The sequence below is a fragment of the Streptomyces sp. NPDC001156 genome (assembly GCF_053598275.1).
On sequence record NZ_JBSFJX010000011.1, the window covers coordinates 57,952 to 82,690 of the forward strand.

At 69.7% G+C, this 24,739-nt stretch carries 19 protein-coding genes; 7 read left to right on the forward strand and 12 right to left on the reverse strand.

What is annotated here, in order from left to right:
* Positions 1-7 precede the first annotated feature (7 nt).
* The 7 genes from pstA to ACWDA7_RS08680 form a co-directional block, all read right to left on the reverse strand.
* Positions 8-1,228: a phosphate ABC transporter permease PstA gene (gene pstA / locus ACWDA7_RS08650; RefSeq protein WP_450603418.1), complete on the reverse strand. Its 1,221-nt coding sequence runs from the start codon at positions 1,226-1,228 to the stop codon at positions 8-10.
* Positions 1,229-1,230: 2 nt separating this feature from the next.
* Complete coding sequence (gene pstC / locus ACWDA7_RS08655; protein ID WP_450603419.1) at positions 1,231-2,169, reverse strand: phosphate ABC transporter permease subunit PstC; 939 nt, start codon at positions 2,167-2,169, stop codon at positions 1,231-1,233.
* Positions 2,170-2,267: 98 nt separating this feature from the next.
* On the reverse strand, positions 2,268-2,654 hold the full coding sequence (locus ACWDA7_RS08660) for a hypothetical protein (RefSeq protein ID WP_450603420.1): 387 nt from the start codon (positions 2,652-2,654) through the stop codon (positions 2,268-2,270).
* Between the two features lie 836 nt (positions 2,655-3,490).
* Entirely contained in the window at positions 3,491-4,705 is a 1,215-nt protein-coding gene (locus ACWDA7_RS08665) for a hypothetical protein (RefSeq protein ID WP_450603421.1), read from the reverse strand.
* Positions 4,706-4,731: 26 nt separating this feature from the next.
* Positions 4,732-5,670, reverse strand: a complete 939-nt coding sequence (locus ACWDA7_RS08670) for an N-acetylneuraminate synthase family protein (protein WP_360998101.1) — start codon at positions 5,668-5,670, stop codon at positions 4,732-4,734.
* Positions 5,671-5,684: 14 nt separating this feature from the next.
* Positions 5,685-7,025, reverse strand: a complete 1,341-nt coding sequence (locus tag ACWDA7_RS08675) for a cytidylyltransferase domain-containing protein (protein ID WP_450603422.1) — start codon at positions 7,023-7,025, stop codon at positions 5,685-5,687.
* A 41-nt stretch (positions 7,026-7,066) separates the two neighbouring features.
* Entirely contained in the window at positions 7,067-8,407 is a 1,341-nt protein-coding gene (locus ACWDA7_RS08680; RefSeq protein ID WP_450603423.1) for a DUF6716 putative glycosyltransferase, read from the reverse strand.
* A gap of 198 nt (positions 8,408-8,605) precedes the next feature.
* Here ACWDA7_RS08680 and ACWDA7_RS08685 point away from each other — a divergent pair, with 198 nt between their 5' ends.
* From ACWDA7_RS08685 to ACWDA7_RS08705, 5 genes are all read left to right on the forward strand, one after another.
* Positions 8,606-9,592 carry a glycosyltransferase family 2 protein gene (locus ACWDA7_RS08685; protein ID WP_450603424.1) on the forward strand — a complete coding sequence of 329 codons (987 nt, stop codon included), beginning with the start codon at positions 8,606-8,608 and terminating at the stop codon, positions 9,590-9,592.
* On the forward strand, positions 9,592-10,923 hold the full coding sequence (locus ACWDA7_RS08690) for a polysialyltransferase family glycosyltransferase (RefSeq protein WP_450603425.1): 1,332 nt from the start codon (positions 9,592-9,594) through the stop codon (positions 10,921-10,923). The genes ACWDA7_RS08685 and ACWDA7_RS08690 overlap by 1 nt, the downstream gene beginning before the upstream one ends.
* Positions 10,924-11,177: 254 nt before the next feature.
* Positions 11,178-12,221 carry a glycosyltransferase family 2 protein gene (locus ACWDA7_RS08695; protein WP_450603426.1) on the forward strand — a complete coding sequence of 348 codons (1,044 nt, stop codon included), beginning with the start codon at positions 11,178-11,180 and terminating at the stop codon, positions 12,219-12,221.
* The gene (locus ACWDA7_RS08700) at positions 12,211-12,654 is read left to right on the forward strand and encodes a GtrA family protein (protein ID WP_360998107.1); all 444 of its coding nucleotides are present in this window, start codon (positions 12,211-12,213) and stop codon (positions 12,652-12,654) included. The genes ACWDA7_RS08695 and ACWDA7_RS08700 overlap by 11 nt, the downstream gene beginning before the upstream one ends.
* Positions 12,651-13,919, forward strand: a complete 1,269-nt coding sequence (locus ACWDA7_RS08705) for an NAD(P)/FAD-dependent oxidoreductase (protein ID WP_432931723.1) — start codon at positions 12,651-12,653, stop codon at positions 13,917-13,919. The genes ACWDA7_RS08700 and ACWDA7_RS08705 overlap by 4 nt, the downstream gene beginning before the upstream one ends.
* Before the next feature lie 108 nt (positions 13,920-14,027).
* Here the strand turns inward: ACWDA7_RS08705 and ACWDA7_RS08710 are convergent, their stop codons facing one another.
* Genes ACWDA7_RS08710 through ACWDA7_RS08720 form a run of 3 tightly spaced genes read right to left on the reverse strand, consistent with a single transcriptional unit; the run spans position 14,028 to position 19,597 of the window.
* Positions 14,028-15,746 (reverse strand): hypothetical protein, encoded by a 1,719-nt coding sequence (locus ACWDA7_RS08710; protein WP_450603427.1) that lies wholly within the window; start codon positions 15,744-15,746, stop codon positions 14,028-14,030.
* 3 nt (positions 15,747-15,749) lie between these two features.
* Positions 15,750-18,098 carry a glycosyltransferase gene (locus tag ACWDA7_RS08715; protein WP_450603428.1) on the reverse strand — a complete coding sequence of 783 codons (2,349 nt, stop codon included), beginning with the start codon at positions 18,096-18,098 and terminating at the stop codon, positions 15,750-15,752.
* On the reverse strand, positions 18,095-19,597 hold the full coding sequence (locus ACWDA7_RS08720) for a hypothetical protein (RefSeq protein WP_450603429.1): 1,503 nt from the start codon (positions 19,595-19,597) through the stop codon (positions 18,095-18,097). Before ACWDA7_RS08720 ends, ACWDA7_RS08715 begins: the two co-directional genes overlap by 4 nt.
* Positions 19,598-19,843: 246 nt before the next feature.
* On the opposite strand from ACWDA7_RS08720, the gene ACWDA7_RS08725 reads away from it, so the two are divergent.
* Positions 19,844-21,001 carry an acyltransferase family protein gene (locus tag ACWDA7_RS08725; RefSeq protein WP_450603430.1) on the forward strand — a complete coding sequence of 386 codons (1,158 nt, stop codon included), beginning with the start codon at positions 19,844-19,846 and terminating at the stop codon, positions 20,999-21,001.
* A 17-nt stretch (positions 21,002-21,018) separates the two neighbouring features.
* On the opposite strand, the gene leuE is transcribed toward ACWDA7_RS08725, so the two are convergent.
* Together leuE and ACWDA7_RS08735 are read right to left on the reverse strand one after the other, a co-directional pair.
* Entirely contained in the window at positions 21,019-21,672 is a 654-nt protein-coding gene (gene leuE, locus ACWDA7_RS08730) for a leucine efflux protein LeuE (RefSeq protein ID WP_450603431.1), read from the reverse strand.
* Positions 21,673-21,886: 214 nt separating this feature from the next.
* Positions 21,887-23,467, reverse strand: coding sequence for an acyl-CoA mutase large subunit family protein (locus ACWDA7_RS08735; RefSeq protein WP_359393822.1), 1,581 nt, complete (start codon positions 23,465-23,467; stop codon positions 21,887-21,889).
* Positions 23,468-23,698: 231 nt separating this feature from the next.
* Between ACWDA7_RS08735 and ACWDA7_RS08740 the strand changes: the two genes are divergently transcribed.
* The gene (locus tag ACWDA7_RS08740; RefSeq protein ID WP_450603432.1) at positions 23,699-24,535 is read left to right on the forward strand and encodes a L,D-transpeptidase family protein; all 837 of its coding nucleotides are present in this window, start codon (positions 23,699-23,701) and stop codon (positions 24,533-24,535) included.
* The last annotated feature ends 204 nt before the right edge of the window (positions 24,536-24,739 follow it).

Here is a 24,739-nt window from a genome sequence, read left to right on the forward strand (position 1 = left end):
GGAGCGGTTATTCGGTGTCCGGGGTGATGGCGGGGGTCCTGGGGTGGACGCGCCTGCTCATGCGCTCGGCGTCCCGGCGCGAGGCCAGCACACGCCGGTGCCGCTGGTTGCGGGTCAGCTCGCCGGGGCCGCGCCCGCCGATCACTCGGGCCAGCACGAACAGCAGCAGGACCAGAGCCATCAGCAGGGCGGCGCTGCCGAAACCCCGGACGATGTAGTTGGGCTGGGGCGAGCGCACCAGATCGAAGGTGGCCAGCGGCAGCGAGATCTGCGGCCCGTGGAGCGGGTCGGCGTTCATTCCGGCGTTGATCCCGGAGGTGAGCAGCACGGGCGAGGTCTCGCCGATGCCGCGGGCGGTGCCCAGGATCACCGCGGTCGTCAGACCGGAGCGCGCGGTGGGCAGGATCACGGTCCACACCGTGCGCCACCGGCTCGCGCCCAGCGCGTACGAGGCCTCGCGCAGCGAGCCCGGCACCAGCCGAATGACCACGTCGGAGGCGCGGATGATGATGGGAAGCATCATCACACTGAGGGCCAGCGAGGCGGCGAACCCGGACTTGTCGACACCGAGGATGAGGATCACGGTGGCGTAGATGAACAGGCCGGCCACGATCGACGGCAGCGCCGTCATCGCCTCGACGATGGTGCGCACGAAACGCGCGTAGCGTCCGGGCACTTCGTTGAGGAACACCGCACAGGCGAGCCCGAGCGGAACGGTGATGGTCAGGGAGATGGAGATCTGCTCCAGGGTGCCGACGATCGCGTGCAGCAGGCCGCCGTCGGTGAGCGGCTGGAGCGGTCCCGTGCTCGACATGTCCTCGGTGAAGAAGTTGAGGTGCACGAGAGCGGAGTGGCCGCGCCACAGTGTGAAGCCCACCACCAAGACCAGTGCGCCCACCAGGAGCGCGGCCAGGCTGTGCCACAGGACGGCGGCGACCTTGTCCCGCACCGCGGTGCTGTTCTCGTCGAAGGAGACCAGCACGGCGTACAGGGCGATGAAGAGCAGGTACGCGACGACGACGAAGCCCAGGAACGCGTCGAACGGGGCGATCCAGACGAACAGCAGCGTGGTCAGCGAGAGCGAGCCCACCGCCGCGCCCACCAGGGCGAACAGGTCCGAACCCTTGAAGGACGTGGTGTTACGGCGGACCTCGGGCGTGTTGTCACGGCCGGCGGCGGTCGGCAGTACGGTCTGCCCCGCCGGCTCTTTGAGGATGTCGGTGGTCATGGTCAGGCCTCCGTTCCCACACCCGACCGGCTGCGGGCCGCGATCGTGGACGCGATGAAGTTCACGACGAGGGTCATGAGGAAGAGTGCGAGGCCCGCGGCCATCAGGGACGACATGCCGAACTGGCTCGCGGAGCCGTAGCGCAGCGCGATCAGCGCGGAGACGGAGTTGGCACCGTTCTGCAGGATGTGCCACTGCACGGCGAAGACGGGGGAGATGATCATGTAGACGGCGATGGTCTCGCCCAGGGCCCGTCCGAGGCCGAGCATGGTGCCACCGATGATGCCGCCCCGCCCGTACGGCAGGACGACCGCGCGGATCATTCCCCAGCGGGTCGCGCCCAGCGCGAGGGCGCCCTCACGCTCGCCGGCCGGCGCCTGCGAGAAGGTCTCCCGCATCACCGAGCAGGCGATCGGCGTGACCATGAGCGCCACGACGATTCCCGCGATGAAGGTCGAGGAGGTGTAGACCGTCGTCGCCTGCAGCGGGTCGCTCGGGTCGGCCCCGTCGACCTTGAAGATCGGGATCCAGGAGAAGTACGTGGAGATCCAGCGGGAGAGCCCGACCACATGCGCCTGGAGGAAGAAGAAGCCCCACAATCCGAACACCACGCTCGGCACGGCGGCCATCAGGTCCACCAGGCTGACCAGGGTCCGCTTCAGCCTCCGCGGCGCGTACTCCGAGATGTAGAGCGCGGTGCCGAGCGCCAGCGGCACGGCGATGGTGATCGCCGTCAGGCCGATGAGCACCGTGCCGGTGAGGACGGCGGCGATACCGAAGTGATGGGAGTCCGGCTCCCATGCGGAGGTCGTGAGGAACGACCACTTGGCGACCTTCAGCGCCTGGAACGCGCGGAAGGTGAGGAAGACACCCACCAGCAGCATGATCGCCAACACGATGGCGCCGCTGCCGCGGAGCAACCCGCGGAAGGCAAGGTCCACCGGTTCGGGTTTCCCGCGCGAGGCACGTCTCGCCTCGTCCGAGTGACCGGGTTCCGGATCGGGTTCCGCCGGTCTCCCGAGTCGGGGTATGACCACGCTCATCTCACACTCACTCCAGCCCGGTCAGGGGCATCGGTACCGTCGTCCTCGCCGGAACGGGCGCGCCCTGCGCCATCCGACTCTGCTCGGGAGAGGCCCGACTTGGCCGGACCGGACCGATCGCCGGAGGCCTGGCCGGACTCGTGCGGACGTGAGCCACCGGTCCCCCGCGGCGCGTGCGCCGTCGGCTCCGTCAGCTCGGCGACCGGGACCGCGTTCAAGAACTGGCCCACGTTGTACTGGCAGTCCCGCTGGCGCTGATACGGCCGCCCTGCGACCGCGACCGCCTGGCCGTCGATCTCCAGGCGCCAGCTCCAGCCCCCCGCCCCCTCCGACGTGGTCAGCAGCATCCTGGCGTCCGCGATCCGTTCCCGGAGCCGCTTCACGGCGGTCCGGCACTCTTCGAATCCAGCGAACGTTTCTGCGCTGCGCCCCAGTTCACGGTGGTTGGATCCGATGAGCCGCCAACCGACCGCCGGTTCACCCCCCACGGGTCTTCGCTGCGCCCCGCGAACTACGTACAAGAACCGCGACGGAACCATGGAAACCACCCCCTCTCCCCTTCACCGCGTTGAGCAGTTTTTCGCCAGCGGCGGAATCACCACCCAAAGCGAACCGAGAGTCGCCGAGTTCTGTACGAGCTGCGCCCACAGTTGGGTAAAGGCCGAACGCAGGGGAGATGAACGAAAGGGTTCGAGGGCTTGGGGGAGATGTGGGGGCTTCCCGTACCGGGCGCGCACACGGCGATCACGGCCCAACGAAGGTGCACGGCAACGGGATCGAACCGAAGCGGAGTCCGTTCGGGGAGGGCGCCCCGATGACATCACCGCAGCGGCGCCAAGACGGTTGTCAGAGCGAACTCGATCGCTTTTGAACGATGCCGCGCAGGCAGATGAGCATCCCGGCGACGGCCCGCCGGCGGACGCCATGACGGCCGCCGCCGTGGCCGCCGGCCGGAAGCGGAAGACGCGGGCAGCGAAGCGACGCCCGGCATGACGCTGGGCCGGCCGGGCCCGGATCAGGCGAGGAATCCGCTCTTCCGGAGTCCGGTTTGCCCTGATCCGGTCGGCCCAAGTCCCTACCGCGGGCTCCCTGTCCACGGTGCCCGCGGGGGAAACGACTCTCCCCGCGCGGCGCCTGTCGGCTCCACGCGGGGAGAGTAAATGGCCGGAGCGCGCCGGTGAGACGCGCGGCCTGTGGGGATCCTGCGGGCTCGGCGGCGCTAACCCGCCGCGACGTCCTGTCCGGCGGACACATCCTGCTCCGCCGTCGAGGGCAGCCGGTCCACGTCCCGGGCCGCACCCGTGACTCCCGACAGGAAGCCCTGGGCCCGCGGCGACGCCCCGTTGGTCAGCCATGCCGGGTCGATGTCGCACACCGCCACCCGTACCTCCGTGCCGGCCAGGGCCAGCGGCAGGGTGTGGACGACCGTGGACGGGAAGCTGAGGACCGTACGGCCGATGGGACCGCGACGCGCGATCAGTTCCAGCGGCAGATCGGGGCGGACCACCTCGAGGCCGGTCCGCACCGCCAAGTTGTGCAGTTTCTCCGGGCTTTCACGGCGGTGGGCGAAGTAGCGCCGCGCACCGTGCGCCTGCGCGAGTGCCATCACCGCCTCCAGGTAGCGCTCGCCGTCCACCACTCCCGTCTCGACGAGGGAGGTGCCGACCAGGTCCGCGCCCTTGGTGATGCGCGGCGGCCCGAAGCGGGCACGGGTGAAGGAGAAGTCGTTCGCCGTGACCGTGACCCCGGCGGGTACCTCCTCGATCGGCATCGCCGAGAAGACCTCCACCGTGCGCCGGGCGCTCGGCGTCAGACGGCGCCGCGCCGACGACGACACCGGTGCGAAGAGCAGGTCACGTGGGCCCCGGCGGCCGCCCTTGCGGTGCCAGCGCACCAGACGTTCGCCGCGGGCGAGTTGGGCGACGAACTCCATGGTCGCCGTGCCGTCGTCCACCACCACCAGTTCGCGCGCCCTGGTGATCGTCAGCAGCAGCTGGACGTAGCGGGAGAAGGGGTCTCCCATCACCACCCGGTGCGCCCGGCGCAGCAGCCGGGTGAGGCCGCCGACCGTCTGGAACGGCGCGGCCGTACCGCCCCGCGCCTCCTCCCAGCGGACCACGTAGCCCTCGTCGCGGGCCAGCTCCGCCATCCGGCGGAGCTGGCCGCGGGTCATCGGGTCGGTCGGGGACAGCACCACGAGGGTGAGTCCCCCGGGCGCCTGATGTCCGGCCGCCCCCGCGTCGTCCGCCGATGTACGCCCCTCGCCGGACCGCGGGCCACCCTGTGCGGGGATCGCCGCGGGGCGCCCGGGCGCACCGCTCCCCGCCGTGCGGAGCGCGTGTGCGTGCGCCCACTCCAGCACGTTCAGGAGCTGCACGGGGCTCTCGACGAAGGCCAGGGTGTGGTGGCCGGCGGATCCGGCGCGGGGGCTCATCGGCGTACGACCGTCCCGTAAGGTGCTCAGACCGACATCGGCTCGCCGGCGGCCGCGGCGATCTCCGCCTCGGCGACGACGCCGGCCACGCGGCGCAGCTTCTTCATCGGGCCGAGCTCGGAGTCGTAGACCTTCTTCACACCGTCGCCCAGCGAGGCCTCGATGGTGCGGATGTCACGCACGAGGCGCTGCAGGCCCTGCGGCTCGACGGAGGCGGCCTGGTCGGAGCCCCACATCGCGCGGTCGAGGGTGATGTGACGCTCGACGAAGGTGGCGCCGAGGGCGACGGCGGCGAGCGTGGTCTGCAGACCGGTCTCGTGGCCGGAGTAGCCGATCGGGACGTTCGGGTACTCCCGCTCCAGGGTGTTGATGACGCGCAGGTTCAGCTCCTCGGCCTTCGCCGGGTAGGTGGACGTGGCGTGGCAGAGCAGGATGTTGTCCGAGCCGAGGACCTCGACCGCGTGGCGGATCTGCTTCGGGGTCGACATACCGGTGGACAGGATCACGGTACGGCCGGTGGCGCGCAGGGCGCGGAGCAGCTCGTCGTCGGTCAGGGAGGCGGAGGCCACCTTGTGCGCCGGGACGTCGAACTTCTCCAGGAAGGCGACGGCCTCGGTGTCCCACGGGGACGCGAACCAGTCGATGCCCTTCTCCTTGCAGTACTCGTCGATCTGACGGTACTCGTCCTCACCGAACTCCACGCGGTGGCGGTAGTCGATGTAGGTCATCCGGCCCCAGGGGGTGTCGCGCTCGATGTCCCACTGGTCGCGCGGGGTGCAGATCTCCGGGGTGCGCTTCTGGAACTTGACGGCGTCGCAGCCGGCCTCGGCGGCCACGTCGATCAGCTTGAAGGCGTTCTCCAGCTCACCGTTGTGGTTGATGCCGATCTCACCGCAGATGTACACGGGCTGACCGGGACCGGCGGTACGCGTACCGAACTGACGCAGACGGGAGTTGGTGCTCATGGCAGGGAGATTCCTTACTTGTCGAGGGAGTCGAGAGAGGGGCCGAGGATCCAGCTGGCGATCTCTCGGATCGCGCCGTCGCCGCCGGGTACGGTGGTGACCGCGCGTGCGGCGCCGCGCACGACGTCGTGGGCGCTCGCGACCGCCACGGGCCAGCCGACGAGGGCGAAGCACGGGAGGTCGTTGACGTCGTTGCCGACGTAGAGCACGCGCTCAGGCGCGATGCCCTGCTCCTCGCACCACTGCTTCAGTGCGAGGTCCTTACGGTCGATGCCGTGCAGGACCGGGATCTGCAGTTTCCGGCCTCTGGCGGCGACGACCGGGTTCTTCTCCGTGGACAGGATGAGCATCGTCAGGCCGCTCTTGCGCAGCGCGGCGATGCCGAGGCCGTCCCCGCGGTGCACGGAGACGAACTCACGTCCGTCGGAGTCGATCAGCACCCTGTCGTCGGTCTGGGTGCCGTCGAAGTCGAGTACGACCGCGTCGATGTCGGCGCGGGTCGGCAGCGCACCGATGGGGGTCCCCCCTGTTCGAGCGGAGCCGAGAACGTGGGGGCGGTTCGCGTCGAAGAGCGGTGCGAGGGCCCGGGCGCGGGCCAGGTCGTGCGGATCGTCGATCTCCAGCACACGGGCCGGGTCGGTGCGCACGAGCTCGGTGTGGCCGAAGAAGCGGTGCCGGTGCTCACGCAGCCCGGCCGCGTCCATGGCGTACGCGGCGCCGGTCTCCAGCAGGTCCTGCGGGCGGTCCTGGCGGCGCGGGCGGAACGACTTGTCGTGGTTGACGCCGTACCCGCCGTGGGTGCCCGTGGAGCCGGCGACCTTGGTGCCGCCTCCCATTTCGCCGGTGCGCTGCGATCCGATGACCGGAGCCGGCTCGTCCGCCGCGTCGCGCCAGATGAAGCCGTGGAAGGGGGCCACGGTCAGCGCCGTGTCCGCACCGTTCTCGACGACCGCGGCGGCCACCCCGTCGATGTCCTCGCGGACGATGAACGGGCTCGTGCACTGGACCAGCAGCACCACGTCGACCGGCGAGCCGTGCAGCGCCTCGTGGGCGTCCATGGCGTGCAGGACCGCGTCCTCGGAGGTGGCGGTGTCGCCGGCGATGGCGGCGGGACGCAGCACGATCTCGGCGCCGGCCTCACGGGCGGCGGCGGCGATCGCCTGGTCGTCGGTGGAGACCACGACATCGGTGACGAGGCGGGCGGCGCGGCACTCGCGCACCGCACGGGCCACCAGCGGCGCCCCGCCGACCGGGGCGAGGTTCTTCGCGGGCACGCCCTTGGAGCCGCCGCGCGCGGGAATCACCGCGAGCACACGGCGCACCGGCGCCGGGTGTCCCGCTTCCGGGTTGGACATGGGCACTACTCCTAGGGGTCCTTGGCGTGGGATGCGCTCGCTCACAGCTCCCCCATCCGCCGGATCACGGGCGCGACGCGCTGCACTCCGTGGCGGTAGGCGCCACGGGCGGCGCGGCGGACGATCTGGCGCACCGGGCCGGGCTCCTTGTCGGCGGCGGGCGCGCCGGGCAGCGGGCTGCCGTCCGGGGCGAGGTGGTGGCGGGCGAGAACGCCGGGCAGATAGCCGGGCGCGGTGACGGGCGTGTAGTAGGGCTTCAGCGGCGGAAGCTCATCGGTGGCGAGCAGCTCGCTGATGCGCCTGCGCGCCTCGTCGAAGGCGGTCGCGTACGACCCGTCGGCGGCGACGCCCTGGCGGGCGACCCAGCCGGGGTCGGGCGCCGGCTCGTACCCGGCGTCGAGCTGGTCCCAGGAGGCGAGGCAGCCGGAGCCCACGAAGTGGTGGTTGCCGAGTCCCTCGCGCACCCCGAGGTCGGTCAGGACGACGGTGGGGATGCGGCGGTGCAGGGACTCCAGGGCCGCCGTGGAGCTGACGGTGACCAGCAGGTCGGTGCGGTCGAGGACCTCGCCCATGTTCCCGTACACCAGACGGAAGTTGGCCGGCAGGTCGTGCTTCTGGGCCAGCTTCTGGTAGGGCAGTTCCTCGATGTGCGTGGTGTGCTCGCCCGGCCTGGAGCGGAGCTTGAGCAGCACCTCGCGCTCGGGATGCCGGCGCGCGTGCTGGATCAGCCGGTCCAGCAGGTACGTACGGTCCTTGCGGTTCTCCGGTACGGAGGGCTGCGCGGCGAAGACGACCGTGTAGGGGTCCCTCTTCTCGTACGGGGCGCCGCCGAGGAAGGGCAGCGCCACCTCGGTCACCGACGAGGCGTCGGCGCCCACTCCCTCGTACACCGCGCGGAAGCGCTCGGCGTCCTGCCGCGAGTTCGCGAGGACGAGGTCCGCGCCGTGGCGCAGCAGCAGGCCGTCGGCGAGCTTCTCGTACACGACACCGACATAGCCGGTGACGACCAGGGGACGCCGGGTGCGCCCCTGCCAGGCGTGGGCGAGGCCGTGCAGCATGGCCTGAACCCCACCGCCGACGAGAGCGAGGACGAGGACGTCGTACGTCTCCTTCGTCATCTCGCGCAGGAACTCGACGGCCGTGACCTCACGCAGAGAGTCCGCGCGGACACCGACTTCTTCGAGCTGGCGCACGGTGGGTGTGGCACGACCGCGCAACAGAAAGCCGGCCATGAGAGGGGCGGCTTGCGCGTCACCGCCCGACCCGGCTTCCATGGACGGGCCCGCAGCGATGCGGCTCGCGGTCAGCGCACCCCATTTCCAGCGGGTGTCGGAGTCCGCGAGTACGGCAATCCGAAGGGGCTTCGTAGTACTTGCTGGCACACCACAGACGCTAGGAAGCAAATCCAAGGCTTGACCCAACCGCGACTAACCAAAAGGTTAACAGCACCTCACCGAGAGCCGAACTGGCTCGTCAAAGCCCTGAAAGCGCACGGGATGCACCGTTCCGACACATTGAGTTCACCCCCCGTATCCGTACCGGAAAGTTCACCTGACGGGCAGCACCCTACGCTTTCGCAGGTGCCAAAGCTTTCCGTGATCGTGCCGTTCTACAACGTGCAGCAATACGCCCCGGACACTCTGCGGAGTCTCCGGCTCAACGCCCGACCCGAATTCGAGTTCATCCTGGTCGACGACCATTCCAGAGACGACACGCCGGCCATTCTCGAACGCGCGGCCGAAGAGCTCTCGGACGTCGCGAGCGTACGTTTCATCCGCCGGGAGGAGAACGGCGGGCTCGCCACCGCGCGCAACACCGGCCTGGACGCCGCGCAGGGCGAGTACCTGACATTCCTGGACGGCGACGACTGGCTCGCCCCGGGCTACCTCGGGGAGCTCGTGTCCGCCCTGGAGGAGCTGGGCTGCGACTTCGTCCGTACGGATCATGTCCAGGCCACCGCGCGCGCCCGTGCCGTGTTCCGCGCGCCGCACGGACGCCGCTGGGAAGTCATGAACCCGCGTGACGCGATCCTGCCCGCCACCCGCTCCACCTCTGTCGACTACCCCTACGCCTGGGCCGGTGCCTATCACCGCCGTCTGCTCGACAAGGGCCTGCTGCACTTCACCGACGGACTGCGCACGGCCGAGGACCGGCCGTGGATCTGGAAGCTGCACCGTCAGGCGGAGTCGTTCGCCGTGGTGAGCCTGATGGGTGTCTTCTACCGCCGCGGCGTGGCCGGCTCGCTCACCCAGATCGGCGATGTGCGCCAGCTCGACTTCATCCGCGCCTTCGACCAGGTGATCGAGGAGACCGCGACCGACCCCGACGCCGACCGGCTGCTGCCGAAGGCGGTGCGCACCTACTGCGCGATCATCGCCCACCACCTGTCGGAGATCGACAAGTTCGAGCCGGGGGTGGCCAGGCAGCTGCGCGCGATGAGTGCCGCGGCGATCAAGCGCATGCCCCAGGAACTGGTCACCGACGTCCTCGACACCATGGACCTGAACCGTTCGTCCAGGCTGCGACGACTGCGCCGCCGGGTGACCACACCGAAGGCGGCCGCCTGATGCCCCGCACCACTCAGATCTTCTGCGCCTCGACGCTGTACGGCGCAGCGACCCTGGCCGCCGCGATCGAGGCGGACAGCTTCCCCGAGGCCGATCGCCGGGTGCTGCTGGTGTGCAACAACGCCGGCATGCCCGAGACCACCCCCGCCGTCGACGAGATGCCGGGCTTCGCACCGTTGCGCGATCACTTCGACGCCGTCCTGTCCTGGAACGACGCCATCCGCCCGTTCCACCCCGGCGCCTGGTCACCGCGCCCCGACGACATCCCGCTGTTCGAACGCTATCTGCGACTGCTGTGGGACCTGGGCGACGACCGGGTGTCCCTGGTCCTGGAGTCCATCCAGGTCACCCCCGCCCTGGCCATCGCCCAGATGTTCACGGACGCGCCCATCGACGTCTACGCCGACGGGCTGATGAGCTACGGCCCCACCCGCAACAAGATCGACCCGCTGGTCGGCACGCGGGTGCGGCGGCTGCTCCACCTGGACCTGGTCCCCGGCCTGACCCCGCTGCTGCTGACCGAGTTCGGCGTGCCCGCCCAGATCGTGCCGACCAGCGCGTTCCTGAAGGTGCTGAGCCGGCTCGGCGACGCCGTTCCGCAGCTACCGGCCCTGCCCGAGAACGCCGCGGTCCTGCTCGGCCAGTACCTGTCCGCGCTCGACATCCTCTCCCCGCAGGAGGAGGAGGACCTGCATGTGCGGATGATGCGGGGCGCGGTCGCCCGCGGGCACCGCTCGATCGTCTTCAAGCCGCACCCGACCGCACCGGCCCGCTACAGCCGGGCCCTGGAGACCGAGGCCGAAAAGCTCGGCGTGGACCTCAGCGTCATCGACCTGCCGGTGCTCGCCGAGACACTGTTCGAGAAGGTGCGGCCCGGCCTGGTGGTCGGATGCTTCTCGACCGCGCTGTTCACCGCCTCCACCTTCTACGACCTGCCGGTCGCCCGCATCGGCACCGAGCCGCTGCTTGACCGCCTCGCGCCGTACCAGAACAGCAACCGCGTCCCCCTCACCCTGGCCGACGCCGTGCTGCCGGAGCTGGAGGACAAGCGCGGGCCCGACACCGTCCCGGCCGACACGCTGACCGATCTGGTCACCGCGATCGGCTTCGTCATGCAGCCGCAAATCTACCCGGAGCTGCGGACGGCAGCCGAACGCTTCATCTCCGAGCACTTCGGCCCGCGCACACAGCGCTACTTCAAGCGCCGCCGGCTGACTTCGCTGGGGCTGCCGGGCGGCATCCCCGAGCGGCTCGCGTTCCTGCCGCGCAACGCCACGGCGCGCCGGGTCGTCCGACGGGCCCGTGCACTGCGTAAGGCGGTACGCCGCTGAACGCGTCCCTTCGGCGCCGACGAAAAGCGGGTGGATCACCGGGTGATCCACCCGCTTTGTGTTTCCCTGCCCCCCGGCGGTGGGACATCGAAGAAGTCAGCGAAGATCACACAATCCGAATACCCGAAGAGAAACGGGGACGACGATTCCTGGACGCGGTCTGTTTGGCTGCGGTTCACGCATCTTCTTTAGTTTCCGACAATGCGTCATTCAGGTATTGCTTACACAGCGTTCGGACAGGCGGGCAGACTGGGATGACCCAGCAGGACATCCGCCCCTCCGTGGAGACCGTCGTCTCCGTCCCGCTCGCGCAGCGCGAGTCGCCGGCTGGCCGACGGCCGCTGATCTCTTACGTGCTCCCGGTCTACAACGAGCAGGAGGGCATATCCGCCTTCCATGCCGCGCTGACCGCCGCCCTCGCGGAGCGCCAGGACCTCGACTACGAGCTGGTCTACATCAACGACGGCTCCGCCGACGGCTCACTCGCCCTGCTCGAGGAACTCGCGAAGAACGACAGCCGCGTCCGGGTGATCGACTTCGCCCGTAACTTCGGGCACCAGATCGCCATCACCGCGGGCCTGGACATCGCCAAGGGCGATGCGGTGATCGTCATGGACACCGACCTCCAGGACCCGCCGCAGGTCAGCCTGGAGCTGGTGGACGCTTGGCGCGAGGGCGCCGAGATCGTGCACGCGCGCCGTCGCTCCCGGCAGGACACCGCGTTCAAGCGGACCACCGCGCACATGTTCTACCGGCTCCTGCGGTCCTGGACCGACGTGGACATCCCGGTGGACACCGGCGACTTCCGGCTGCTGGACCGGCGGGTCGCCGACGAACTGCGCAGGTACCGCGAGCGCAGCCGGTTCGTGCGCGGCATCGTGGCCTCGATGGGCTACCGGCAGAAGGAGATCTCCTTCGACCGCGACGAGCGATTCGCCGGCGAGACGAAGTACCCGCTGCGCAAGATGGCCCGCCTCGCGATCGACGGCGTGACCAGCTTCTCCACCACCCCGCTGAAGCTGATCACGCGGCTCGGCTTCGTGGTGCTGATGCTCTCGCTCGTCGGCATCGTGTACGCGCTCGCGATGAAGTTCTTCCGGCCCGACATCACCGTCTCCGGCTGGACGATGCTGATGGTCGTGGTGCTCTTCCTGGGCGGCACCCAGATGCTGTCGCTGGGCGTACTGGGCAGCTACATCGGCCGCATCTACAGCGAGGCGCAGCGACGCCCGCTGTACCTGGTGCGCGAGGTCATCGGTGGGGACGACGACGGGCGGGACGGTCGTCGTGGCGTCTGAGACCGCGGCCGAGGAAGCGTCCGCAACCGGCTCCGGGGACACGGTCACCGAGAGCCGGTCGCAGATGCTGCGCCAGCTGGTCCGTTACACCGTGATCGGCGGCAGCGGCGTCGCGCTGGACATGGTCGTCTTCCTGCTGCTGCACAACTGGGCGGGAATGAACGAGCAGATCGCCAATGTGCTCAGCACGACGCTCGCCATCACCAACAACTTCATCCTGAACGCCCTGTTCACCTTCGAACGGCGCGACCGGCTCGTGATGCGCTTCCTGCGCTTCTACGCCGTCGGTCTGACCGGGATCGTCTTCACGGACCTGCTCTTCCTCGTCTTCACCGACGCACTGGGGATCGACGCCAACCTCGTCAAGGCGGGCTCGCTGCCACTGGTCCTGGCGCTCCAGTTCGTGCTCAACAGAAAGTGGAGCTTCGCATGAACCTCGGCATCATCGGCGCCGGCGCCACCGGCCTGACCGCCGGCTGGGACGCCGTACGCGCCGGCCACCAGGTCACCATCCTGGAGGCGGCCGGAGAACTGGGCGGCCTCGCCGCCTCGCTGGACGTGGGCGGTGTGCCGCTGGAGCGCTACTACCACCACATCTTCCGCAGCGACCGGGCCATGATCGCCCTGATCGAGGAGCTGGGGCTCGGCGACGCACTGCGCTTCCACAAGCCGACCACGGGCATCTACCGGAACGGCAAGCTGATCGACTTCACCTCGCCGGTCGACATGCTGCGCTTCCCGGAGTTCTCGCCGGTGGACGCCGTGCGCTTCGCGGGCTCCTCCGCGGTGCTCAAGGCCGTGCGCAACGGGGAGCGCTACAACGACCTCACCGCTCTGGCCTGGCTGCGTAAGTGGGCCGGCAAGAAGGCGACGGCGGCGATCTGGGAGCCGCTGCTGCGCGGCAAGTTCGGCGACCGCGCCGAGCAGGTGTCAATGGCCTGGCTGTGGGCCCGCATCCACTGCCGTACGTTCGAACTCGGCTATGTCGACGGCGGGTTCGAGCGGGTGTACGCGGCGCTGCGCGACGGCATCGAGGAGCGCGGCGGCAAGGTCGAGTTCGGCAAGGCGGTCGACACCATCCGGCAGGACGGCGACGACGCGGCGGCCGTGGTGCACTGCGCCGACGGCTCCCGCTACGAGTTCGACCAGCTGATCGTCACCACCCCGCAGCCCGCGTTCGCCAAGGCGGCCGGTCTGCCCGCCGACGACGCCGTGTGGAAGAACCAGTACCTGGGCGCGACCTGCTTCGTGCTGGAACTGGACCGCAGCGTAATCCCGTACTACTGGCTCAACATCAACGAGCCGGACTTCCCGTTCCTCGCGGTGGTCGAGCACACCCGGATGATCGACCCGTCCGTCTACGGCGGCCGGCACGTCCTGTACGTGGGCAACTACGTGGAGCGCGAGGACTGGCGGTTCACCACCGAGCCCGGTGAGCTGCTGGACAGGTTCGTGCCGTACCTGCAGCGGATCAACCCGGAGTTCGACCGCTCCTGGATCCAGAAGTGGCACTTCTCGAAGGCCGGGTTCGCCCAGCCGGTCGTGACGCCCGAGTACCGCGCGCTGATTCCCGGCCACGAGACGCCGATGAGCAAGGTCACGCTGGCGACGATGGCGCAGATCTACCCGCAGGACCGGGGGCAGAGCTACTCGGTGGCGATGGCACGGAAGGTGACCGCGTCGCTCGGGCTGCGCTGACCCGCGGAAACGACGACGGGGCCCCGGTGTGCCGACCGGGGCCCCGTCTTCTTTGTGCCTACGGGGTCCCGGTGTGCCGGCCGGGGCCCCGTAGTCCTTGTGCTCGGGTCAGTCGACTCCGGGCCTGCGCACGCACACCACGATCTTCGACTCGCCGTTCGGCGGGCAGTCGTACGTGGCGGTGATGCGCCGCTTGAGGTCCGGGTCGACCTTGCCGGGCCGGAACCAGACCCGGTCGAGGACCGCGTACCGAGCCGGATCGTGGTCGACGCAGTCGGCGTTCTCCTTGAACGACTTCAGTCCGGCGACGTCCTTCAGGAAGCGGCTGCGCTGCAGGAACGTGGCGATCGGGTACCGGCACTGGGCCGGGTGGTCGATGTAGTACACCGAGTCGCCGAAGGCCAGGTAGAGCACGGGGGCGCCGGCGGGGATCTGCGCGCGCAACTCGTCTGCGACCTCCTCCCTGCGCTCCATGCTCCGCAGGTACGAGGCACTGGTCGAGTTCACCTTGCCGTGCGACACCAGGTGCGGGGAGTCGGGCCAGATGCCCCCGGTCACGCACACCACACCGGCCAGGGCGATGAGTGCGCCCGGCCACACGCCCCGGCGCCCGGGCCGAGCACCGTTCCTGACGCGGGCCTCGCGCCAGGTGTCCACGCCGGCCGCCAGCAGGGCGACCAGGCCCAGCGCCCAGACGGTCGCCGGCCGCTGCAGGCCCTTGGGCGCGTGGGTGTACAGCACGGGAAGCGCTCCGAGCAGCAGCGACACGACGCCGAAGCACCACGGCGGCGTGCGACGTGCCCCGCCCACGGCGAGGCCCCAGGTCGCGGCGGCGACCACGGTCAGCTGGAACGCGTGGTAGAGGAACCAGTTGCCCTGCACGACCACGACGGCCAGCGAGCCGCAGCCGATGGCCAGGGCGATCACCGACAGTTCGAGCCGCCGGCCGCGGCCGCGCACCCGGGCGAGGAGGAGCAGCAGCGCGCCCGGGAGCAGCAGCAGCACGGGGCTGAGCACCGAACGGTCGGCGAGGAAGTCCACCGAGCGCTCGAAGATGTACGTGGGATGGATGCCGGTGCGGCTGAGCGCAGACTGGTTGATCTGCGGCATGTCCTTGGTCCACTGCAACTCGTGGGACCCGGCTAGCACGCTCAGCCCGAACAGCCCCACCGCGCCGACCACGGCGACGAGCGCCACCCGGACGGCCCGGCCGCGGTCGGCGACGTAGACCAGCAGGATCCCGAAGGCCGCGGTGGAGGCGGTGGAGTACTTCATCATCACCGCGAGCCCGAGCGGCACCGCGGCGAGCAGCGCCGCCGGCCACGGCCGGGCCGGGCCGAGCGCCGCGGCCACGCCGAACACGCTCAGCACCACGGCCGCCCACTCCGGCTGGAGGAAGTCGGTGCGCGGGGTCAGGATCATCAGCAGGCCGGCCGCGCCCGCGGCCAGAGCCGCCTCGCGGCCGCTCACCCAGCGCCGCAGCGCGGTGTAGAGGGCGTAGGCCGCCGCGGCGGCGAGCAGGGCCCCCGCCGCCTCCATCACGGTCTCCCGCTCGACCGTCCCGCCGAAGGAGATCTTGTCCAGCAGCGCGATGAACCACCGGTAGAAGAAGGGCCGGTGGGTGAAGACCTCCGACGGCGAATAGCCCGCGTCGCCACCGGTGCGCAGTGCGCCGAGGACGTACTGCAGGTCACCGGTGAGGCGGCGGGTGAGCACGGTGTACACGACGGCGGCCGCCGCGGGAACCGCGACCACCGGCCACCACAGGGGTGACCGGCGGATGCGCGGCTTCGGCGCGGCGGGCGCGTCGGCCAGAAGAGTGGCCATGGGTCAGCCGCCCAGGATCTTGCTGAGGTCGGCGGCGTTGGCCTCGGTGACCTTCCAGAGCTCCTGCTGGCGGCCGTGCACGTCGGCCACGGTCGCGGCGTGGTCGGCGAGCAGGTCCCGGGCGCGCTCGACGAGCAGTGCCCCGAGGTCGCGGTCGTGCACGGACACGCCCCACTCGGGCCGCTCGATGTCGCTCAGGAAGTACGCCATCTTCGGGTGCGAGATGAGGCTGATGATGGGCGTGCCGCAGCCGAACGGGATCATGCCGGCGTGCCCGCGCATGCCGATCACCAGCTTGGTGCGGGCGTACAGGTCGCGGATCTCGTCGTTCTCGAAGTTGTACATCGGGATGACGGGCATCGAGATGCCGTGCTCGCGGCGCAGGTCGAAGGCGATCTTCTCGTCGTCCAGCGAGTGCGCCACGCACTGCACCTCGGCGAGCTCGCCGAGGCCCTTGACCGCCTTGGCCATCTGCGCCAGGAAGTAGGCGTAGTCGTGGCCGAAGCGCAGCCCGGCGCGGTCGTAGGCGGCGTTGATCAGGATGGTGTCGTCGCGCCTGGCCGGGTCCTGCCAGCCCGCGACGATCTGTCGCGTGACCGTGGTGGGGCAGGGCTGAAAGCGCACCTTGTCGTGCAGGTGCGCCGGGAGCATGGCGCGCACCTTCTCGATCGAGCCGTGGTTGCGCAGGCCGAAGAAGGCCGACCGCTCCACGAGCAGGCGCAGCGAGGTGCGGAACCGCTCGGCGCGGTAGGACTGGCCGTCGAAGGCGTTGAACCCGACGGCGAACACCGCGATGGGTACGTCGATGCGGTTCAGCAGTTCGTCCGGGACGTTCCACTGCCAGGCGCTGTTGCCGTTGGGCATGGTGTCCGGGATGAACAGGCCGCCGCCGCCGATGACCAGGCCCTTGCGGGCGTTGACGCGCTCGAGGGCCGGCTCGTCGAACAGCCGGTGGGCGTGGACCGAGTGCCAGCGGCGGCCGGTGGTGTCGGGTCCGAAGGCGAGACGGACGCTCTCCGGCAGCAGCTTGTCACCCGCGTTGCCCTGGCGGTCCATGTAGAAGGCGACGTGCGCCAGCTGGTCCTCGGGGCTGCCCTGCTGCTGGGCGGGGACGCCGGTGGTGCGCTGGTTCCAGATGCGGTTGGCGCGGTGGGTCGGGTCGACGGAGAGCCCGGACAGCGCGTACTGGCGTGCGGCGTGGTCCTCGCCGTGCACCCAGGCGATCTGAGCGAGCCGGGAGAAGGCGGTCGCGGCACGGTTGGGCGCGGCGGTGGCCAGCAGCAGCTGGGTCCGGGCCTCCTCATAGCGGGAGACGCTCATCAGGGCGTGCCCGTAGACCTCGTGCGGCCAGGCCTCGTCGACGGGAATGTGCACCCGCTCCATGATGTCGACGGCGGCCTGGTAGTCGCCCGCGCCGATGTGGGCGAGGGCGACACGGCGTGCGATGTCGATGTCACCGGTGCGCTCCACGTGCGGCATACCGAAGTGCACGAGCAGGTCGTGGTGGAGGGCCCCGTTCAGGGCGACGTAGGCGGCGTGCAGCTCGGCGTCGTCGATGTCGAACTCGCGCCAGCGCTCCTGCGCGAGCTCGTAGCCGGCCTCGCCGCCCTGCCACGGCTTGTGCCGCCCGGTGAAGTGCAGGATGGTCGTGTCGTCAGGCACCGGCAGGTTCCCGGACAGCCGGCGCTTGACGAAGTTGTACTTCGGGTCGAGGCGGACGAAGTCGCCGTCGAGCACGGCGTTCAGGATGCCCTGGTCGTGCTTGTCCAGCTCGTAGGTGCCCGCGCGGCCGACCTTGTCGATCTTCGCGCAGAACTCGTCGCTGAGGTATTCCTTCTGGATGACCAGCAGCCCGCTGTTGAGCTTGTGCTGGCCGTAGAAGAACTGCGGCACGGCCGCCAGTCCCTCGCGCAGCGAGAGCAGATCCTTCAGCGATCCGAGGACCACCATGTCGGTGTCCAGGGTGATCACGGTGTCGTAATCACGGATGCGGAAGATGTCGAGGATGAAGTACGCCTTGCGCACCAGGTAGTTGTCCTGGTCGCCCTTGACGTACGAGTCGTAGTGGTCGGCGTCCACCCGGCGCAGCACGATCCGCGGGTGCAGGGCGCGTATCCGGGCTATGGAGGAGGGGCGCAGGTCGTCGTGCAGGACGATGAAGTCCTCGCACACGTCCGGGTTGGACAGCGCCAGGGAGCGCAGCAGGGCGAGGAACCCGGGAAGGTAGTTCTCGTCCACGAAGCTGGCGAAGGCGATACGGCGCTTGCCGGTGAGCGCCCGGGCGGAGCCCGCGTCGGGTGCCGACGTCCGGGCCGCGGCGGCGACGGAGCCGGAGGTGGGGATGGTGGTCATCGCAGGGAGATCCTCATGCCGGAGACGCTCTGGGCCCGTTCCATGACCCACGCCTTCTCACTGGTGTATTCGTGGACGGACGTGATGGGCATTTTCATCGCGGCGTCGATGCGATAGGCGCCGCTCTCGTAGAAGTCGAAGCCGATCAGGTCCAGGGTGGGGCTGACGTCGAGGAAGTCGAGCAGCCACAGCATGTTGAAGCCGCTCGTGGGGATCCCGGGCCACACATCGGAGCCGATGTTGCCGATGTTGCGGACGGGCCAGCGCAGCGTCTCGTCACCGAGGTACTGCTGCGCGCCCGGCACCAGCCGGTTGCGCAGGGAGTACTTCCAGTCCCCGGAGAGCCCGCCGAAGACGAGGCGGGTGGTCACCGGCTGGTCCCAGTTGAAGCCGTGCTTGTGGATGGTGACATGGATGTCGGTCCGCTTGCCGGTGTGGACGGGGTCGAGCTTGTACGAGTTGAAGCGTACGACGAGGTCGTAGCCGTCGATCTCGGAACCCATGGAACTCGCCCCGACCTTGCCCGAGTTGGCGATCAGGCAGATGGACTTCCCGGCGATCTGGTTGCGGAACTCGCCCAGGGTGAGCCACTGCACACCGCCGAACAGCGGGTCCTCCAGGGGGCCGCGCATCCGGTTGCGGCGCTGCTCGGCGAAGAGCGCGACGGTCTCGATGAACCCGGGGGCGGGACGGCCGTGGCCGGCGGTGGCCAGGTCCAGGTACTGGCTGAGCGCCTCCTGGAAGTCCTGCTCGGGCGCCTCGATGTGGTCCATGGTCAGGAGCGCTCCCACGAGGCGGGCCTGCGCTCCGTCCCAGTCGCCGTCGGCGTGCGCCTGGAGGCCTTCGGACCACGCCTCGGTCGGGGGCCGCTCGGTGAAGGAGGCGGCGGCCGGGACGTCCCGGCGGAGCACGGAGAGCAGTTCCCCGCGCCGCTCCTGGGCCGTCCGGATGCCGGTGACCCGGGCGCGGACGCCGAATCCGTCCTCGCTGGTGAGGTCCAGGTAGCGCTCGTACGCCTCGACCGCGGCGGTCGGCAGGCCCATGGCCTCCAGCAGCCGCCCGCGCAGCCGCCAGCCGGCGCGGGAGTTCTTACGCAGGGTAAGAACGGCGTCGGTGATCAGCAGGGTCAGGTTCAGCTCGTCGTCGTAGCCGCAGTCCAGCCCCTTGTTGCCGACGGCGAGGAGCGCGTCGAGCAGCTCGTTGCCGACGCCTCCGCCGGTGACCGCCTTCGCGCCGCGGCGGAGCAGATTGCCCGTCGGGGCCGCCGCCGGCTGCTGCTGTCCGGCCCATGCGGCGAGCAGCTGGCGCAGCTGTTCAGCCAGAGCCGCACGCCGGGGGTCGAGGCTTCCGACGACCTTGCCGCTGTGCACGGCGCATGCGCGCAGACAGTCCTCGAGTTCGGTCGGGGTGACCTCGGCGCTCGGCGGTCCGGCGTCCCCCGCTGCCGAGACCGGTCCCCCGGGCCGGGAAAGTGACCATCTACTGCGAACCCTCGTCATGGTGCTCCTGCTCTGCAAGGTGTGAAAGCCGCATGGAATCGGCAAGGCCTGGGGGGAAGGTTGAAGAACAGTAAGGAACCAATACGACGTCCCGGTTAACCGACAGGGACCGACAGGCAAATGGCGATCTCACCGAACATGAGTACTCAGGGGGACGTCTTAGGGTGCTCATAGACGCCTCTTCTCCGACCCGGGCGCATTCGGTCAGGAGTACGCAAAACAGACCCGTGCATGAGGGGGACCAGCGTGACCGAAACGGTCGTGAGTACAGCCAAGCCGCAGCCCGCCAAGGCCGCGGCCATTCCGGACCAGAGTGCTCCGGCCGCTCCTCCGCGGGCGAAGTCCTCGGGTGGCCGGCTGCGCGCCCTCGACGGGCTGCGACTCGTGGCGGCGCTGATGGTGGCGCTCTACCACTACGGCGGCCGCGGCGGCGACGTCACCACCGCCTGGGGGAAGTCGGCGAAGACGCTGTTCCCGACACTGCACTCGTGGTTCGCCTACGGCTGCCTCGGCGTCCAGGTCTTCTTCATCATCAGCGGCTTCGTCATCTGCATGAGCGGCTGGGGGCGGCCGCTCCGCTCGTTCTTCGCATCGCGCGCCGCGCGTCTGCTGCCCGCCTACTGGGCGGCGGTGATCATCGTGACCGCGGTGTTCGCCCTGCCGATGGTCGTCTACAAGACCGTCTCACCAAGTGACGCACTGGTGAACCTGACGATGCTCCAGCAGCCCCTGGGCGCCCAGCGTGTGCTGGGCGTGTGTTGGACGCTTTGGGCGGAAATTCGGTTCTATGCCCTTTTCGCCCTGTGTATCGTGCTGCCCGGCGCGAACCGCCGGCGGGTGATCATGTTCTGTGCCGGCTGGACGCTGGCGGCGGCGATCACGCACGCCTCGAAGAACCCGCTGCTCGAGATCGTCCTGATGCCCGAGTACGCGCCGTTCTTCGTCGGCGGTGTCGGGCTGTACCTGGTGTACCGGAACCGCAAGGACGCGTACGCCTGGGGCATCGTGGCCGTGAACTGGCTGATCGGCCAGCACTACGCGGTGCAGAGCCTGTGGCACCACCACAACGCGCACGAGTTCTCCTACCGCAGCGCCTACGGCATCATCGCGGTCGTCACCTTCGGCTTCCTCGCGGTCACCGTGATCGCGCTGGGCTGGCTCAGCTGGGCCAACTGGCGCTGGCTGACCGTCGCCGGCGCACTGACGTACCCGTTCTACCTCGTCCACGAGCATCTCGGATGGGTCGTCATCAAGGAACTGCACCGAGGGCTGCACATCCCGCCGTGGGGGACCTTCGCGCTGACCATCGCCTCGATGCTGGTGCTGGCGTGGCTGCTGAACCGGTGCGTGGAGGAGTGGCTGACCCCGAAGCTGCGGACCGCCCTCTCGAAGCCCCAGCTGTAGCCGGAGGGGGGCGACCGTCAGGCGCTGGCGAGGGACAGCTTGACGGCGAACCCCAGGAACAGCGCGCCCGCGGCCGAGGTGGCCCCTGCCGACAGCCGCTTGCGGCGGCGGAAGGCCTCGGCCAGCCGGGTGCCGCTGAATATCAGCGCGCTGAGGTAGAGCACGCTGGCGAGCTGCGCGAAGACGCCGAGCACGACGAAGGACAGCGCCGGGTAGGCGTACCCGGGGTCGACGAACTGCACGAAGAAGGCGACGAAGAACAGGATCGCCTTGGGGTTGAACAGGCTGACGACCAGCGCGCGGCGGTAGGGCCGCTCCCCGGCGGGGCCGGCGGGGGCCGGGACGTGCTCCACGGTCTTCTCCCGCCGCGTCCGCCACATTCCCCAGGCGGCCCGCAGCATCCCGATCGCGAGCCACGTCAGATAGCCGGCGCCCGCGTACTTCACGATGCCGAACAGCACCGCGTTCGCCTGGAGCAGGGAGGCGACGCCGGCCGCGGACAGTGTCATCAGCACGGTGTCCCCGCACCAGACACCGGCCGCCGCGGTGTACCCCGCCCGCACCCCGCGCCGGGCGGCAACGGACAGGACGTACAGGGAGTTGGGACCGGGCAGGAGCACGATCAGGACGAGTCCTGCCAAATAGGTGGGGAGATCGATGACACCGAACATGGAAAGGAGTGTCGCACGGGGATACGACACTCCGGTCCGGGTTTCGGGGGGCGAGACGGTCAGCCGTCGCCGTCGAGGAGGGTGTCGACGGCGAGTTCGACACGAACGCCGACACTCTCCGGCACGGCCACACCCTGACCCCGCTTGAAGCTAAGCGGGGCCAGGGTGGTTGCCGTCGACCGGGTCGGTGTAGAGAGGCACGAGGTTGCCCAGGTCAGAAGACGTCCGAGGGCACGTACGTCCCCCACACCTCGCGCAGCGCGTTGCACACCTCGCCCACCGTGGCGCGGGCCTTGAGGGCGTCCTTCATCGGGTACAGCACGTTGTCCTCCCCCTGGGCGGCCTTCTTCAGGGCCTCCAGTGCCAAGTCCACCGCCGACTGGTCGCGCTCGGCGCGCAGCTTGGCGAGGCGCTCCGCCTGCTGGGCCTCGATGGCCGGATCGACCCGCAGCGGCTCGTACGGCTCCTCCTCGTCCAGCTGGAACCGGTTGACGCCGACGACGACCCGCTCAGCGGCGTCCGTCTCCTGCGCGATGCGGTAGGCGTTGCGCTCGATCTCGTTCTTCTGGAAGCCGTGCTCGATCGCCGACACCGCGCCGCCGAGGTCCTCGACCTTCTGCATCAGCTCCAGCGTCGCCGCCTCGACCTCGTCGGTCATCTTCTCGATCACGTAGCTGCCCGCGAAGGGGTCGACCGTCGCCGTGACGTCCGTCTCGTAGGCGAGCACCTGCTGGGTGCGCAGGGCCAGGCGCGCGCTCTTGTCCGTCGGCAGCGCGATGGCCTCGTCGAAGGAGTTGGTGTGCAGCGACTGGGTACCGCCGAGGACCGCGGCCAGGCCCTGGACGGCGACCCGGACCAGGTTCACCTCGGGCTGCTGCGCCGTCAGCTGGACACCCGCCGTCTGGGTGTGGAAGCGCAGCATCATCGACTTCGGGTTCTTGGCCCCGAACTCCTCCTTCATGACGCGCGCCCAGATCCGGCGGGCCGCGCGGAACTTGGCGACCTCTTCCAGGATCGTCGTGCGCGCCACGAAGAAGAAGGACAGCCGCGGTGCGAAGTCGTCCACATCCATGCCCGCGGCGACCGCGGTGCGGACGTACTCGATGCCGTCCGCCAGCGTGAACGCGATCTCTTGCGAGGGAGAGGCGCCCGCCTCGGCCATGTGGTAGCCGGAGATCGAGATCGTGTTCCACTTCGGGATCTCGGCCTTGCAGTACTTGAAGATATCCGCGATGAGGCGCAGCGACGGCTTGGGCGGGAAGATGTACGTCCCGCGCGCGATGTACTCCTTGAGCACGTCGTTCTGGATGGTGCCCGTCAGCTTGTCGGCGGAGACGCCCTGCTCCTCCGCGACGAGCTGGTACAGGAGCAGCAGCAGTGCGGCCGGTGCGTTGATCGTCATGGACGTGGACACCTTGTCCAGCGGGATCCCGCCGAACAGCACCCGCATGTCGTCGACCGAGTCGATCGCGACGCCCACCTTGCCGACCTCGCCGTGCGCGATCGGAGCGTCGGAGTCGTGGCCCATCTGGGTGGGCAGGTCGAAGGCGACCGAAAGGCCCATCGTGCCGTTCGCGATCAGCTGCTTGTAGCGCGCGTTGGACTCCGTCGCCGTGCCGAAACCGGCGTACTGACGCATCGTCCAGGGACGGCCCGTGTACATCGACGGGTACACGCCACGGGTGAACGGGTACGCCCCGGGCTCGCCCAGCTTCCCGGCCGGGTCCCAGCCCTCAAGGGCTGCCGGCCCGTACACCGGCTCGATGGGCAGTCCGGACTCCGACTCGCGCGCCATGGTGTGTGCCTCCGCGTTGCTCTGTTACTCGGCTTGGTGGCCTGGCTCGGTTACTCGCCAGTACAGACGACCCTCGCGACGGACTGTAGCGGCGGCCGTGCGCCCGGTGGAGTGCCGCCCGCTGGGACCTTGCTCACAACCATGCAGCGTAGTTCGCCGGCGGTCACGCATGGGGAGCATCTGAGGGGACACGACCGGACCACGAGGGCCGGTGAGACGACAGGGGCCCGGATGCGCACCAAGAACATGGGCAGATCGCAGGCCGCGGCAGCCGCCGTGGCCACCGTACTGGCCGCGGTCGCGGGCTGCACGGTGCAGCCTGTGGACGCGAACGGGACGGACGGCAAGCACCGTTCACCCGTACACATCGAGATCTCCCGGGCGCCGTCCCGAAGCGGCACGCCGGGCACGACGCCCGCCCCGAAGGCCCCCTCCGGGGCCGTCCTGTGGGAGCGTGACGACTCCGGCCCCGGGGTGCGCGAGCTGCAGGCCCGGCTCCGCCAGGTCGACTGGCTGTTCGACGGCCCGACGGGAACGTACGACGATCTGACCGAGGACGCCGTCAAGGGGTTCCAGGGCAAACGCGGACTGCCCCGGACGGGCCGGGTCGACTCCGTCACCTGGCGACGGCTGCTGGGGATGACGCACGAGCCCGGCAAGTGGGAGCTGTACCTGATGGGCGGCCAGCCGGCCGCCGCCCCGGACCCGCGCTGCATGACGGGCCGGGTGCTGTGCATCAGCAAGACCAGCCGGACCCTGCGCTGGATGATCGACGGGCGGACGGTCTCGACGATGTCGGTCCGGTTCGGCGCCCAATACACGCCCACCCGGGAGGGCGTGTTCCACATCTACTGGAAGTCGCGCTACCACGTGTCCACGCTCTACCACTCCCCCATGCCGTACGCGATGTTCTTCAGCGGTGGCCAGGCAGTGCACTACTCGTACGACTTCGCGGCGCGCGGATACGCCGGAGGTTCCCACGGATGCGTGAACGTACGGGACGAGGCCGCGATCTCTGCGCTGTTCTCCCGGGTGCGGAACGGCGACAAGGTCGTCGTCTACTGGTGAGAAGAGTGGCGTGGGCTGTGCGGGGCGCGGGCGGGACCGGGGGAACGTGTCCCGCCCGCGCCGGGGTGCACCGAGCCGTGGGTACGGGGGGGACCCCGGCTCTGTGCTACGGCCGATGACCAGTCGGCTCACTCAGTACTGCGCCACAGGGGCCGAAAGTGTCACACCCTCCCCGAAGAAAATTGAAAGCTCTACGAATCCGCA